Origin of the sequence: Pseudomonas sp. zfem005, from assembly GCF_032621735.1 — a bacterium.
Classification (GTDB): domain Bacteria; phylum Pseudomonadota; class Gammaproteobacteria; order Pseudomonadales; family Pseudomonadaceae; genus Metapseudomonas; species Metapseudomonas solani.
Genome location: NZ_JAVYJE010000005.1, coordinates 410,436 through 424,589 on the forward strand (window position 1 = coordinate 410,436; position 14,154 = coordinate 424,589).

The window sequence follows — 14,154 nt, forward strand, 5'->3', positions numbered from 1 at the left end:
GTCAGGCGCCGGTGCGGCGGTTCTGCAGGTAGCGGGAGGTGAACAGCAGCGCCAGGGAGGCGCAGATGATCACGGTCGAGATGGCGTTGATCTCCGGGGTGATGCCCCGGCGGATGGACGAGAAGATGTAGATGGGCAGCGTGGTTTCCGAGCCGGCGACGAAGAAGGCGATGATGAAGTCGTCGAAGCTGAAGGTGAACGCCAGGAGGAAGCCGGCCATGATCGCCGGGGCGATCTGCGGCAGCACCACGCGGCGGAAGGTCTCCAGCGGCGGCGCGTAGAGGTCGGCGGAGGCTTCCAGCAGGGCCTTGTCCAGGGACTCGACGCGGGTGCGGACGATGACCATCACCAGCGCCATGGTGAACAGCGAGTGGGCCGCGACCACGGTGATGAAGCCCATGCGCAGGCGCGGCAGGCCGGCGCCGAGGAGCAGGTCCAGCAGCGGGTTGAGCACCTCGAACAGGCTGATGAAGGCGATCAGCGTGGCGATGCCGATGACGATGCCGGGGATGATGATCGCGCAGTAGGTCAGGGCGTCGAAGAACATCCGCACGCGCCGCCCGACCCGCTGCAGGCCGAACACCGCGAGGGTGCCGAACAGGGTGGCGATCAGCGCCGAGCACAGGGCGATCAGCGCGCTGTTGCCGAGTGCCTCCATGATGAAGGGGTTGCCGAAGGCGCGACCGAACCACTGCACCGAGCAGCATTCGAAGGACAGCCCGCTGCGCCCGGCGTTGAAGCTGAAGAGGATGATCAGCGCGATGGGCGCATAGAGGAACAGGTACAGCGAGGTGGAATAGCTGCGCAGCCACATGTCAGAGCATCCCGTCGGTGGAGCGCTTGCCGTAGCGCGCCACGAGCTTGAGGTAGATGAAGATGATCACCAGCATCATCGCCACCAGGGTCATGGCCATCGCGCTGCCGAAGGGCCAGTTGCGCGATTGCAGGAACAGGTCGACCAGGGCGTTGCCGACGAAGAACACCTTGCCGCCGCCGAGGATGGCGGGGATCAGGAACTCGCCCATGAGCAGGATGAACACCAGCATGGCGCCGGTGATCACCCCCGGCGCGGAGAGCGGCAGGGTCACCCGGCGGAAGGTCTCGAAGGCACTGGCGCCGAGGTCGGAGGAGGCCTCCAGCAGGCGCTTGTCGAGCTTCTCCAGGCTCACGTAGATGGGGAACACCATCAGCGGCAGGTAGCCGTAGACGATGCCGATCAGCACCGCCGTGGGGGTGTTGATCAGGCGCACGTCCTCCAGGCCGACGCTGGCCAGCAAGGCGGGGATGCCCTTGCCGCCGAGGATGAAGATCCAGGCGTAGGTGCGGATCAGGAAGCTGGTCCAGAACGGCACGATCACCAGGGTCAGCAGCAGCGACTTGTTGCGCTGCACCTTCACCGCCAGGAAGTAGGCCAGCGGGTAGGCCGCCAGCAGGCACACCAGGGTGCCCACCGGGGCGAGGAACAGGGTGTTGGCGAAGGCCTTGGCCCGCGAGCCGAGGTTGAGGTAGTTGTCCAGGGTCAGCGCGGCGGCGTAGCCACCCACCGGGCTGCGCTCGCCGAGGCTGAAGACCAGGATGATCACCAGCGGCATCAGCAGCATCAGCAGGAACCACAGGGTGGACGGCAGCAGCAGGAGCAGCGTGACGCGGCGTCCGAGGCTGCGGCTTTCGACCGGCGCGGCCTGGCCCGCATCGACCGGTGCGGGAGCGCTGAGAGCGACGTTCATGGAAGAGTCCCTACGATTCATGGAGGCGACCAGGGTAGGAGCGAGCTCTGCTCGCGAATGCGGCGTCGCGATTCACGGCTGGAGCTCGCCCCTGAGGCCGATGAGGGTCAGGCAGCCTTGAAACGCGCCATCAGTTCGGCACGTTCCGGGCTGGTGAGGGTGGCGGCGGCGCCGAACTCCAGGGCGCTGAGCAGCTCGGCGGCCGGGTACATGATCGGGTCGTCGAGCATCGCCTTGGGCAGCAGCGCGTCCACGCGCTTGTCGCCGCTCGGGTAGCCGTGGGCTTCCACTTCCAGCTTGTTGACCTGCGGGTCGAGGAGGAAGTTGATCAGCGCGTAGGCGGCATCGGGGCGTTCGGCACCCTTGGGGATGGCGAAGAAGTCGCTCCACAGCTCGCCGCCTTCCTTGCCCAGGGTGAACTGCATGTTCGGCAGGTCGCGGTGCAGCTGCGAGCCGTCGCCGGTCCAGCACATGGACATCCAGGCGTCACCGTTGCGCATCGAGGGCTGGTAGTCGGAGTTGATGGCGAACAGGTGCGGCTTGACCTCCAGCAGCAGCTTCTCGGCGTCGGCCAACTCCTTCGGGTCCAACGAGTTGAAACTGTAGCCGAAGGACTTCAGCGCATTGCCGATGGCGGTGAGCTGGTAGTCATGGACCATCACGCGACCCGAGGCCTCGCCCTTGGCCAGCTCCCAGAACTCTTTCCAGCTGCTGGGCCTGGATTTGATCCTGTCGCTGTCGTAGACGAAGCCGGTGGTGCCCCAGTTCTTCGGCACGGCGTAGAGCTTGCCGTTGACGATGCCCTGCTCCATGAAGCGCTTCTCGTAGCTGGCGGCATCGAAGTTGGGCAGGCGCGAGAGATCCAGCGGCTCGATCAGGCCCAGCTCGACGTAGGTGCTGATGGTGTAGTTGGTGGGCACGAAGAGGTCCCAGCCGCTGCCGCCGGCCTGGAGCTTGGCGAGCATCTCCTCGTTGGAGCCGAAGACGTTCATCTGCACGTGGGCGCCGGTCTTCTCGGCGAAGGCCGCGAAGTTCTCGGCGTTGTGGTAGTTCGGCCAGGTGGCCAGCACCACGCGGTCGCCGATGGCCTTGTCGGCGCCGTAGGCCTTGCCGGTGAGCAGGCCGGGCATGTGGGTCGCGACCACCGCAGCGGCCAGGCCCAGGCCGGTGCGGCCGAGGAATTCACGTCGGGTGATGGAGCCGTTCTGCCAGCTGCGCATCTGTTTGATGAAGTCTTTACGGTCCATTGCCTGCTACCCCGCCTGTTGAGTGTTGGTTTTCTTGTCTGCCCTGCACTGCAAAAGCCCCTGCGATGCCTTGCCGGGGGGATGAACTAGAGCGCCATGGCCAGGCCGGCGGCCTGGTCCCAGCCGATGCGCACCGGCGCGCCATGCTCGAAGGCCGCCTTGTCGCGCCCGGTGTGGCCCGGCACGCGCACGCAGACGATGCCGAAGGGCTCGGTGCGCACGCGGTATTCGGTGAGGTTGCCCAGGTAGATGCGGTCCACCACCTCCCCGGCCAGGCTGATCTCCCGGGCCAGGGCGTCGGCGGCATTGCCGATGGCGATCTGCTCCGGGCGCACGGCGATGCAGCCCGGCTCGCTGGCTGCCAGGCGCGGGCCGGTGGGGGTGGCCGGGCTGGCCAGTTGCAGGCCCTGGGGCATGTCCAGCAGCACGCAGTCGCCGTCCACCCGGCGCACGGTGCCGGTGAACAGGTTGGATTCGCCGATGAAGTCCGCCACGTAGCGGCTGGCGGGGGTTTCGTAGAGCTGCTCGGGGGTGGCGGTCTGGATGATGCCGCCGTCCTGCATGACGCTGATGCTGTCGCTCATCGACAGCGCCTCTTCCTGGTCGTGGGTGACCAGCACGAAGGTGATGCCGACCTCGCGCTGCAGGCGCAGCAGTTCGGACTGCATCTCCTTGCGCAGCTTGCGGTCCAGCGCCGCCAGGGGCTCGTCCAGCAACAGCACGGTGGGCTTGTTGACCAGGGCGCGGGCCAGGGCCACGCGCTGCTGCTGGCCGCCGGAGAGCTCGTGGGGCTTGCGCTGGCCGAAGCCGCCGAGGCGCACCATCTCCAGGGCTTCGTCGGCGCGGCGGCGCTGTTCGTCGCGATCCGGGCGCGGGTTGAGGTAGCGGAGGCCGTAGGCGATGTTTTCCGCCACCGTGAGGTGGGGGAACAGCGCGTAGCTCTGGAACACCATGTTCACCGGCCGCTGGTGCGCCGGTATGCCCGCCACCGGGCGGCCGCCGAGCCAGACCTCGCCGGCGCTGGGCTGCTCGAAGCCGGCGATCATGCGCAGGGTGGTGGTCTTGCCGCAGCCCGAGCTGCCGAGGAAGGAGTGGAAGGCGCCGCGACGGACCTTGAAGTTCAGCCCGCTGACCGCGCGCACCGAGCCGTAGCTCTTTTCCACGTTGCGGAATTCGATATCGAAGACAGCCTCTGCATCGCTCACGACCAGCCCCTTTTCCAGGTGTTCCTGCTTGTGGAGCCACGCTAGCAACCGCCGTTTCGGGCTGTATATATCCCTCCGGGGATAGGGCTGGCCGGCCACAACCCCCGCCCTGTCGGTTGCCGCAGCTATGCACAGAAGCTGTGGATAACTTTGTGGACAGAGGGTGGATGGGCGCGTGCGCACCACTCCCGACAGGGGCCACCGCCGACTGTTCAAAAAACGATCAATCGCTCTACCCCGGAGTGCGTCGGTGGCTAGCAGATCGAACCCTGCCGGGCAAGGGTACGAGTGCCCACAGAAACGGTGGATGAAGCTGTGGATAACTCGTCTATAACCTTCTACAGCCCTCTGGATATGGGCACCTTGCGAATATGTACAAAAAATGAACAGCGGTGCAAAACTGCGATTTCAGGTCGCAGCGGCGACGAAAAGCGCCTGCCACCCGGGCCCCGCGAAGGCAAGCTTTTTTTCTGCATAAAAAGGCTTGCTGCACAGGCCGAAATGCCGCAGGGGGTGCAGTTTTCTGCTCACATTATCTGTGGAACGGATTGTGGATAACTCGTGGACAGGCGGCTCGGGGCCAAGCGCCGCGCGGCTTCCAGCATGATGGATGGTTATTGATCAGCGCCGCTAAATTCCACTTGGCGATAAGCGAAATGCCTCAGATCGCCGCACGCAATACTGCTTCGCTGACCGCCTCGCGCTGGCCGGCGAGGTCGCGCACCAAAAGCCCGAGCAACTCCGATTGGCTGCCGATACCGAGCTTGGCGTAGATGTTCTTGCGGTGGATCTTCACCGTGCCGGGGCTGATGGCCAGGTGCTCCGCCACCGAGGCGCTGGAGTGCCCGCGCAGGAGCATCTGCACCACTTCCTGTTCGCGGGCGGTGAGCAGGTGGGCGCCGAACTGCTCGAAGGTTTCGCGGATCTTGTAGTCCAGGTCCTGGGCCGGGCGTGGCTGGTGGGCGCGGCGCTGTTCCCAGGCCTCCCCCACCACCTGTTCGACCACCGCCTGGGCGCAGTCGAGCAGTTGCATCTCGTCGCGGCTGTAGGCCGGGCTGCAGGCGCTGCGCATCAGCGAGAGTACCGCCTTGGCGCCGTCGGCCAGGTCGATGAAGAAGGCGATCTCCTCGGTGAGGCCGGTCTGCTGGTAGTAGGTGACGTAGTACTCGCCCAGGTAGAAGTGGTCCGGGGCGAACTGGCGCAGGCGCCACAGGCCGGGGGCCTGGTTGCGGGTGCAGGCGAGGTAGAAGGGGTCGAGCAGGTAGGGGCCGACCTGGTAATCCTCGACGTAGACGTGGCGCTTGTCCGCCGGGAAGGTGTCGAACAGCGCCAGGGGCCGGTGGTTGCCCTCGTAGACGAAGAGCACGAAGTGGTCGACGTGGCAGATCTGCTGTAGCCACTGGGCGAGGCCGAGCAGGCGCGCACGGCCGGCGGGCTGTGACAGCAGGTGGGCGACACCGGTGGTCCAGTGCTTGAGTTCCTTGGGGCGCATCATGGAATCGTCTGACGTGGGACGGCGCTTCGAACACACTAGGCGTTCATCATTTCGCACAGAAATGCACGATTTGCGCCAATATCCCGAACTCTGGCCAATCCCGCGCCAGGCTGCGCGCCGCCTCGCTCAGCGGCCTGCGCAGTGCACCTCGATGGTTCGCCGCGCCCCGCGTTGCGTCACCCGACGCTACACCGGGCGGTAGCAGTCAGCCTTTTTTCGCCTTGCCGAACCCGGGGCCCTTGCGCACGGCCTTGGCCTTCGGCGCCTCGCTGTCGATCCAGTTGCCCAGGCGCGCGCTGCCCGGCTTGCCCTGGGACTCCTTGGGTTTCTTCGGCTTTTTGGGCTTTTTCAGGATGGCGCCGGTGGCGTCGGTCTGCGGCACCCGGTGATCGGGGACGAAGCCGGGCTCGTCGCGGCGCTGCAGGGTCTGCTTGATCAGCACCTCGATGGCCGAGAGCAGCTGGACCTCGTCGGCGCAGACCAGGGAGATGGCCTCGCCCGTGGCGCCCGCACGCCCGGTACGGCCGATGCGGTGCACGTAGTCCTCGGCGACGATGGGCAGGTCGAAGTTGACCACCAGGGGCAGGTCGTCGATGTCCAGGCCACGGGCGGCGACATCGGTGGCGACGAGGATCTGCACCTCGCCGGCCTTGAAGCGCTCCAGGGCACGCAGGCGCGAGGGCTGCGGCTTGTCGCCGTGGATGGCGTCGGCGGACACGCCGGTGCGTTGCAGCTCGCCCACCAGTTCATCGACCCCCTTGCGGGTTTTGACGAAGACCAGCACCTGGCCCCAGCGGCGCTCCTGCAGCAGGTGCAGGAACAGCTCGGACTTGCGCTTCTTGTCCACGGTGGTCACCCACTGTTTGACGCTGCGGGCGGCGGCGTTGCGCGGGCTGACCTCGATGGACAGCGGGTCGCGCAGCAGCTCGCGGGCCATCTGGCGGATGGCGTCGGAGAAGGTGGCGGAGAACAGCAGGGTCTGGCGGCGGCGCGGCAGCGCGGAGAAGACATCGTCCAGCTCGCGGGAGAAGCCGAGGTCGAGCATGCGGTCGGCCTCGTCCAGCACCAGCGCCTGCACCTGGTTGAACTTGACCGCGTTCTGCCGGTACAGGTCGAGCAGGCGGCCGGGGGTGGCCACCAGCACGTCGATGCCCTTGCGCAGCTTCATCATCTGCGGGTTGATGCTGACCCCGCCATACACCGCATAGGTGCGCAGCGGCAGGTTCTGCCCGTAGACGCGGAAGCTCTCGTGAACCTGCTCGGCCAGCTCGCGGGTGGGCACCAGCACCAGGGCGCGCACCGAGTTGGCGGCCACCTGCGGGCCTTCCAGGGTCAGGCGCTGCAGCAGCGGCAGGGCGAAACCGGCGGTCTTGCCGGTGCCGGTCTGCGCGGCGGCCATCAGGTCGCGGCCCTTGAGCACGGCGGGGATCGCCTCGGCCTGCACCGGCGATGGGGTCTGGTAGCCGAGCGTGTCGAGCGCGCGCAGCAGGGGGTCGATCAGGCCAAGGGAAGCGAAGGTCATGGAGGTAACAGCCAGGGAACGGAAAGGCGCAATTCTATCAGGCCATTGGAAAACTACCTGCGTTCCTTGGCCGGATTCCGGCCTCCCGTCAGCTCGTCTGCTGCAGCACTGGCTCCTTGGCCTTGCGCCACTGCGGCAGGCCGATCAGCACCACGGCGCTGATGATCACCAGCATCGCCAGGCCCTCCTCGCCGCCGATGTGTTCACCGGCGAAGAGCACGCCGAGCAGCACCGCCACCGCCGGGTTGACGTAGGCGTAGCTGGTGGCCGCCGCGGGGCGCACGTTCTTCAGCAGGTAGAGGTAGGAGCTGAAGGCGATGATCGAGCCGAACACCACCAGGTAGGCCAGGGCCGCCCAGCCGGCGGGGGTGGGCAGGGTTTCCATGCGTTCGCCACTCAGCGCACTGCCCAGCAGCAGCGCGGCGCCGCCGGCGAGCATTTCCACCGCGCTGGCCATGGGGCCGGCGGGCAGCGGCAGGTGCTTGCTCCACATGGAGCCGAAGGACCAGCTGGCGGCGGCGAAGAGGATCAGCGCGGCGCCCAGGGGGCTGGCCTGGAGGTTGGAACCGAGGTTGAGCAGGGCGATGCCGATCAGCCCGAGGACGATGCCGGCCCATTCCAGGCGCGTGGTGCGCTGGCCCCAGATAAGCCCGAACACCAGGGCGAACAGCGGCACCGTGGCCACCGCCAGGGCGGCGACGCCGGAAGCCACGCCCAGGTGCTCGGCGAGGGTGACGCCGCCATTGCCGCAGCTGAGCAGCAGCACGCCGATCACCGCGCCGGCTTTCCATTCACGCAGTGTGGGCATGGGCGCACCGCGCCAGCGCAGCCAGGCGAACATCAGGCTGCCGGCGATGACGAAACGCACGCCGGCCATGAGCAGCGGCGGCCAGGATTCGACGCCGATGCGGATCGCCAGGTAGGTGGACCCCCAGATGATGTAGAGGGCGATGAAGGCGCCGATCAGCAGGAGGGGAAAACGTTGCGCAGGCATGGGGGGCTCGACGATCCGGTTGGCAGGGTGTTTATTCTATGCAAGGCCATATGGGGAAAATAAGCGATGAAACCTGCTTCAATGGTCCCTTAACTTTCGAATCAACGCCAATAAACGCTGTTTGCCTTTTTTTCCCAAACACAGCGCGTGGAGACCAACGATGGACAAGTATGATCGCCTGCTACTCTCGGCGCTGATGGAGAACGGACGCGCCTCGTTCGCCGACCTGGCGCGCCGGGTCAACCTCTCGCCCCCGGCCGTGGCCGACCGCGTGGCCAAGCTGGAGGCCAGCGGGGTGATCACCGGCTACCACGCTGCCGTGGACCCGGCGAAGATCGGCCTGCCCATCGAGTGCGTGATCGAGTTGCGCCTCGCCGACCACGACTCCAAGCGCGCCCTGGAGGCCCTGGAGAAGATCCGGCAGATCTCCCTCTGCCACCGCATCACCGGCGACGCCTGCGTATTGATGAAAGCCGCCGTGGCCACCATGCCGGAGCTGCAGGACCTGATCGACCGCCTCAGCCAGTACGGCGCCAGCAAGACCTCGCTGATCCTCTCCACCCCCTTCGAACGGCGCATCCCGGCGGAACTGCAGGTGCACACCGGCAAGGTGGAGGCGTTGCGCAAGGTGTGAAGGTGTTCCAGGCGCCGTAGACGTCGGGTTGCACCCGACCTACAGGCCCAACGGTGTTCCCGGACGCATCACCGTGTGGGGCTCCGTAGGTTGGTGCCGAGCGCAGCGAGGCCCAACGGTGCTGGGTTGGGGTCTGCTGCGTTGGGCTTCGTACCTCAGCCCAACCTACATCGCACCTACGATCGCTTCAGCCCATCGCGAATGAATTCGCTCCCACCAGGCGGTGCGGGACTCGACATCGCCTGGTGGATGAAAAGAGCGTCATCGACCCTACGCAAAGCACCTCGCCGGGTGCGGCGCCGAGCGCACCTACAACCGCTTCAGCGCATCGAGGATCTTGGCGGCGGGGACTTTCTGCAGGCTGCAGAACAGCTCGTGGGAGATCCGTTGCACGCCGTGGCGGTCACGCAGGCGCTCGGCGATGAAGAGGGTGAGGTTGGCCGCCATCTCGGCATCGGCCAGCGCCCGGTGGGCCTGCCCCGTGTGAGGCAGGCGCGCCCAGCTGTTGAGAGTGCCGAGCTTGTGGTTGGGCGCCTCCGGCAGCAGGCGACGCGACAGCAGCAGTGAGCAGGCGAAGGCCTGCCGGCGACGGCGTCCGAGGCGCGCCAGCTCGGCGTCCCAGAACTTCTGGTCGAAGGAGGCGTTGTGTGCCAGCAGCGGGATGTCGCCGACGAAATCCGCCACCTCGCCCATCACCTGGGCCGCCGGCGGTGCGGCACGGACCATGGCGTTGCTGATGCCGGTGAGGCTCTCGATGAAGGGCGGCACCCAGACGCCGGCGTTCATCAGGCTCTGGTAGCGGTCGACGATGCGGCCCTGTTCGAGGATGACCACGCCGATTTCGGTGGCGCGGCAGTTGTCCCCCGGCGTGACGCCGGTGGTTTCGAAGTCGATGACGGCTATGGGGTCCACGGGGTTTCCAGTGTTTCGCGGGGGCGGCGCGCTGTCACTTGAGCAGCAGGCCACCCTCGATGGGTACGTAACGGCTGGCGGCGCGCACCAGCGATTGAGCGGTGAGGCCGGGCACGCCGTAGGCGACGGCTTCGACGCCATGGTCGCGGACGCGGTCCAGCAGCAGGTCGAAGTCGCCATCGCCGGAGGCCAGGACGATCTCGTCCACCCGCGCGGCGGCGTCGAGGATGTCGATGGTGATGCCCACGTCCCAGTCGCCCTTGGCCGAGCCGTCGGCACGCTGGATGAAGGGCTTGAGCTTCACGGTGAAGCCGAGGTTGCGCAGGATCTGCTGGAACTGCTGCTGGCGGGCGTCGCCCCGGTCGATGGCATAGGCATAGGCTTCGACGATCTCTCCACGGGCGGCGATGTCCTTCCACAGCGCGGTGTAGTTGAAGTGGCAACCATAGGCCTGGCGCACCGTGTAGTAGAGGTTCTGGACATCGGCGAACACTGCGATCTTCTTCACCGGTTTTCCTCGGGTGGCGGGCGTGGATTTAAAGCTGCGAAAAAACGTAAACGAGGCAGCGCAGTCAGTTTTTTCAACGGTCTGCTAGAGTCGGCGCACAGTATGCCAGCACCGAGGAAAGGACACCCGATATGCCGCTGAACGACCCTCTCTACGCGCCTCCCGCCCTGATCATCATCGATATGCAGCAGGGCATCGCCCGCGTCACCACGCCACGCAACAACCCCCAGGCCGAAGCACGCATCGCCACCCTGCTCGCCCACTGGCGCGAGCACGGCTGGCCGCTGGTGCACGTGCGCCACATGTCCCGCGAGCCGGGCTCGGTGTTCGCCCCGGGGCAGGACGGCGCGCTGTTCCAGCCGGCGCTGGCACCGGCGCCTGGCGAGCAGGTGCTGGAGAAGAACGTCACCGATGCCTTTACCCACAGCGCCCTGGAGCGCTGGCTGCATGTGCGCGGCATCCGCCGCGTGGTGATCACCGGGGTCGCCAGCGAGAACTCGGTGGAGGCCACCGCGCGCAGCGCCAGCAACCTGGGCTTCGCTACCACTGTGGTGGCCGACGCCTGCTACACCTTCGCCAAGGCCGACTGGGCCGGCCGCCCGCGCAGCGCCGAGGAAGTGCACGACATGGCCATGGCCAACCTCGCCGGCGAGTACGCCGAGGTGCTGAACAGCGAGGCCCTGCTGGCCGGACTGGTTTCGTGATCGTCGCCCACCTGCCCACGGGCTACCTGATCGGCGCCCTGCTGGAACGTCGCTTCCGCCCCGCCGCCTGCAGCCCGCGCCTGTGGCTGGCGGTGGCGCTGCTCGGGGCCTTCGCCCCGGACCTGGACATGCTCTATTTCCACCTGGTGGATGGCCGCCAGCATCACCACCATAGCTACTGGAGCCACTGGCCTGTGGTGTGGTTCAGCGCCCTGGCACTGGCCCTCGCCTGGCAGCGATTGGCGCAGCGCACCTGGGTGCCGATGCTGCTCGTGCTGTTCACCCTCAACGGTTGCGTGCACCTGCTGCTGGACAGCGTGGTGGGCGATATCTGGTGGCTGGCGCCCTGGGTCGACCAGGCCTTCTCCCTGGCCACCGTGACGCCGCGCTACCAGCCCTGGTGGCTGAACTTCATCCTGCATTGGTCGTTCCTGCTGGAGCTCAGCCTGCTGGGTGCGGCGCTCTGGCTGGCGCGCCTCCGGCGGCGAGGCGGATCGACGCAGGCCGCCCTCTAGCGCGTGCGGCGCCTTGGAGATGGTGCGAGGCATCGACTAGAGTTGCCTCATTGCCCTGCATTCCTATGGCGCCGTCGATGAACCCCCTGCTGCTGCTGCGCGACTCCTGGTATTTCTTCAGCCGTCACTTCGGCATGATCGCCTCGCTCTGCCTGCCGGTGATCCTGCTGGAGGCACTGGCCCTGCAACTGGCCTCCACCTGGATGGGCGAGACGCCTTCGGCAGCCTCCGACCTGCTCATCCGCCTGGTGTTCTACCCCCTCTACACCGGCGCGCTGATCGTTTTCCTCGACAGCCGCAGCAGCCGGGTGAGCCTGAAGAAGAAACAGATATGGGGCCTGGCGCTGCTGCGCTGGCCGTCCTTCGCGGTGCTGGCGGCCTTCAGCACGCTGCTGATCATGCTAGGCGCCTCGCTGCTGATCCTGCCGGGGCTGTGGGTCATGAGCCGGCTGGCGTTCGCCGAGTACCTTCTGGTGCTGGACGGCATGTCGCCGATGGACGCCATGAAGCAGAGCTTCCGCATGAGCGACGGGCACTTCCTCACCATCCTCTGCTGCATCCTCCTGGCGATGGGACCGGTATGGCTGTTCGAATGGTGGGCCTATGGCGAGCTGGGCGAACGCCCGGACACCATCGCCAGCATCGTCGTCGACTGCCTGGATGGCTTCCTGCAACTGTTCACCAGCGTGCTGATCTTCCGCCTGTTCAGCCTGCTGGGGGAGCCGGCAGCGGAACACTGAAAGCTCTGTCTGCGTTAGCTGTTGTGATTTTAATGCAGGCGCTCAAGCACGGTACTTTCCGGGCGCTTGAGGGTTTGTGCCACCTCCACCGCATGGGTTTCGCTTCGCTCTACACCATCCTACGAAAGCCTGTGCGCACCTGTGGTGATGCGCTGGACGAAGAAAGGTGGGGCAGCCGCCAACGCCCCTCCAGGAGGCCGAACGCAGTCGTTGCGCCGGGGGACGAGCGGCATGGATGCCGCGAGAGGCGCGCCAGGCCATGGATGGCCCATCGCGCCGGCCCCCAGAGCGGCGATGGAGTGAGGGAACCCGACGCAGTCGGGCCGGATGATGGGGCAAGCCCTTTTGGTTCCTTTTAAGGCGATTGTTAAAAGGGACTCGCCTGGGAGGGCGAAACCAAAAGCACCAGCAGAGCTCGGCAATCAGCTGGGCTCAATTCTTCTAGCAACACTTAACGCAGACAGAGCCACACTGAAAGCCGGCTAATCTTGTCCGGGCCATTGCACAGGGAGATTCATTCCATGGCCGAAAACCCCAGCATCCTTTCCCATATCTCGCTCGGCACCAACGACTTCGACCGCGCCCTCGCCTTCTACGACAAGGTGCTGCCGACCCTCGGCTGCCGCCGCGTAATGGAGCACCCCGGCGCCGTGGCCTATGGCCGCGAGTACCCGGAGTTCTGGGTGCAGAAGCCCATCGACGGCAAGCCCGCCAGCACCGGCAACGGCACCCACATCGGTTTCTTCGCGGCGGACAAGGACGCGGTGCAGGCCTTCTACCAGGCGGCCCTGGCCAGTGGCGGCAGTTCCGATGGCGAACCGGGGCCCCGCGCGGAATATGGCGCGCCCTACTTCGGCTGCTTCGTGCGGGACCCGGACGGGCACAAGATCGAGGCGGCGTTCTGGGACACCAGCCTGGACTACGAACTGGTGGTCGAACCCCACGCTCACTGAGTGGCGGGCTGGTAGCGCTTGGCGGCCGCGGCCACCCAGCCCTCGTCGAGCATCTGCTGCAGGGCGGTGGCGATCCGCTTCTTTTCGTCGGTGAGCGGGTGCTGCTGGGTGAAGCCGATGAACAGCTCGGTGCGGGTCTGCGGCTGGTAGCCGGTCTTGACGATGCGCCCGGCCAGGCGCGGGTCGCGCAGCTCGTAGTCCACCTGGCAATCGGTGCCGATCACCAGTTGCAGGCGCCCACGCATGAGCATCTCCAGCAGTTGCTGCTCGTTGTTGACCCCGGATTTGTGCAGACCGGCATCGGAATCGAAGGGCTGGAAATACACCGACTCCAGCACGTAGCCGATGGTGGGGCCACGCAGCTGTTCGTAGCGGGTGATGCTCGCCGCCAGCTCCGGCGTGCCATACAGGCGCGGCGCGCAGGCGTAATAGGGGATGGGCAGGTAGTCGATGTAGCGCTCCCGCTCGGGGGTGCGCGCCAGGCCCGTCATCAGGTCCGCCGAGCCGCTCTGCAAGGCGGCCAGGCCACGGGCCCAAGGCGCGCGCTGCACATCGAAGCGCAGCCCGGTGCGACGCTCCAGTTCGGCCAGCAGGTCGATGTCCAGGCCATGCAGGGCACCGCGCTCGCCTTCCATGCGGAAGGGCGGCCAATAATCGGTCATCACCCGCAACGGCGCGCGCTCCTCGGCCAGCGCCGCGGTGGCGCCGAGCAACCACCCCAGCACCACGAACAGCCACGGGCCACCCCGGCGAAGGGCCGGCGGCTCGGCGGGACTGACCACTATCTGGCGATGCATGCCTGCTCCTGGAAGTCGGGACTGTCGGGTTGATCCTGCAAGACCCTTGCCTACGGGGCCGGGAATGGTAGGGCAACCCGAGGAATGCGCAAACCGGCTTTACCGGACTGCTCTGCGATCCATCGCGACAAGACAAGAATAGCGTCGCTCACGCGTCCTGGCCGCTTCGCTTGGCCATGGGTTTTGGCCAGGCCGCCTGCT

Annotated in this window: 15 protein-coding genes; 5 read left to right on the forward strand and 10 right to left on the reverse strand. The window is 66.6% G+C overall.

The features are described 5' to 3' along the window. Position 1: 1 nt before the first annotated feature. From RTW82_RS14120 to yedA, 7 genes are all read right to left on the reverse strand, one after another. Positions 2 to 814 (reverse strand): ABC transporter permease, encoded by an 813-nt coding sequence (locus tag RTW82_RS14120; RefSeq protein WP_173173572.1) that lies wholly within the window; start codon positions 812 to 814, stop codon positions 2 to 4. A gap of 1 nt (position 815) precedes the next feature. Further along, positions 816 to 1,727, reverse strand: coding sequence for an ABC transporter permease (locus RTW82_RS14125; RefSeq protein WP_316925455.1), 912 nt, complete (start codon positions 1,725 to 1,727; stop codon positions 816 to 818). 107 nt (positions 1,728 to 1,834) lie between these two features. Beyond that, positions 1,835 to 2,974, reverse strand: a complete 1,140-nt coding sequence (locus tag RTW82_RS14130) for a spermidine/putrescine ABC transporter substrate-binding protein (protein WP_316925456.1) — start codon at positions 2,972 to 2,974, stop codon at positions 1,835 to 1,837. A gap of 86 nt (positions 2,975 to 3,060) precedes the next feature. Continuing rightward, positions 3,061 to 4,179: an ABC transporter ATP-binding protein gene (locus RTW82_RS14135; RefSeq protein ID WP_316925457.1), complete on the reverse strand. Its 1,119-nt coding sequence runs from the start codon at positions 4,177 to 4,179 to the stop codon at positions 3,061 to 3,063. A gap of 661 nt (positions 4,180 to 4,840) precedes the next feature. After that, on the reverse strand, positions 4,841 to 5,671 hold the full coding sequence (locus RTW82_RS14140) for a response regulator transcription factor (protein WP_031287041.1): 831 nt from the start codon (positions 5,669 to 5,671) through the stop codon (positions 4,841 to 4,843). Between the two features lie 208 nt (positions 5,672 to 5,879). Then, positions 5,880 to 7,196, reverse strand: coding sequence for a DEAD/DEAH box helicase (locus RTW82_RS14145; protein WP_316925458.1), 1,317 nt, complete (start codon positions 7,194 to 7,196; stop codon positions 5,880 to 5,882). An 88-nt stretch (positions 7,197 to 7,284) separates the two neighbouring features. After that, positions 7,285 to 8,190 carry a drug/metabolite exporter YedA gene (yedA, locus tag RTW82_RS14150; protein WP_316925459.1) on the reverse strand — a complete coding sequence of 302 codons (906 nt, stop codon included), beginning with the start codon at positions 8,188 to 8,190 and terminating at the stop codon, positions 7,285 to 7,287. Between the two features lie 160 nt (positions 8,191 to 8,350). On the opposite strand from yedA, the gene RTW82_RS14155 reads away from it, so the two are divergent. Next, entirely contained in the window at positions 8,351 to 8,824 is a 474-nt protein-coding gene (locus RTW82_RS14155) for an Lrp/AsnC family transcriptional regulator (protein WP_316925460.1), read from the forward strand. 309 nt (positions 8,825 to 9,133) lie between these two features. Here RTW82_RS14155 and RTW82_RS14160 read toward each other — a convergent pair whose 3' ends face one another. Together RTW82_RS14160 and RTW82_RS14165 are read right to left on the reverse strand one after the other, a co-directional pair. Next, positions 9,134 to 9,736: a PolC-type DNA polymerase III gene (locus RTW82_RS14160; protein ID WP_043245021.1), complete on the reverse strand. Its 603-nt coding sequence runs from the start codon at positions 9,734 to 9,736 to the stop codon at positions 9,134 to 9,136. Between the two features lie 34 nt (positions 9,737 to 9,770). Further along, on the reverse strand, positions 9,771 to 10,244 hold the full coding sequence (locus RTW82_RS14165) for an NYN domain-containing protein (RefSeq protein WP_021217618.1): 474 nt from the start codon (positions 10,242 to 10,244) through the stop codon (positions 9,771 to 9,773). Positions 10,245 to 10,375: 131 nt separating this feature from the next. Between RTW82_RS14165 and RTW82_RS14170 the strand changes: the two genes are divergently transcribed. The 4 genes from RTW82_RS14170 to RTW82_RS14185 all read left to right on the forward strand — a co-directional run bounded on the left by RTW82_RS14170 (position 10,376) and on the right by RTW82_RS14185 (position 13,156). Beyond that, on the forward strand, positions 10,376 to 10,948 hold the full coding sequence (locus tag RTW82_RS14170) for a cysteine hydrolase family protein (RefSeq protein ID WP_316925461.1): 573 nt from the start codon (positions 10,376 to 10,378) through the stop codon (positions 10,946 to 10,948). Then, the gene (locus RTW82_RS14175) at positions 10,945 to 11,463 is read left to right on the forward strand and encodes a metal-dependent hydrolase (protein WP_316925462.1); all 519 of its coding nucleotides are present in this window, start codon (positions 10,945 to 10,947) and stop codon (positions 11,461 to 11,463) included. The genes RTW82_RS14170 and RTW82_RS14175 overlap by 4 nt, the downstream gene beginning before the upstream one ends. Positions 11,464 to 11,540: 77 nt before the next feature. Then, positions 11,541 to 12,203, forward strand: coding sequence for a YciC family protein (locus RTW82_RS14180; protein ID WP_316925463.1), 663 nt, complete (start codon positions 11,541 to 11,543; stop codon positions 12,201 to 12,203). A gap of 521 nt (positions 12,204 to 12,724) precedes the next feature. Further along, positions 12,725 to 13,156, forward strand: a complete 432-nt coding sequence (locus tag RTW82_RS14185; protein ID WP_316925464.1) for a VOC family protein — start codon at positions 12,725 to 12,727, stop codon at positions 13,154 to 13,156. On the opposite strand, the gene RTW82_RS14190 is transcribed toward RTW82_RS14185, so the two are convergent. Further along, on the reverse strand, positions 13,150 to 13,953 hold the full coding sequence (locus RTW82_RS14190; protein WP_316925465.1) for a substrate-binding periplasmic protein: 804 nt from the start codon (positions 13,951 to 13,953) through the stop codon (positions 13,150 to 13,152). The two genes, RTW82_RS14185 and RTW82_RS14190, sit on opposite strands and share 7 nt — an antisense overlap. Positions 13,954 to 14,154 lie beyond the last annotated feature (201 nt).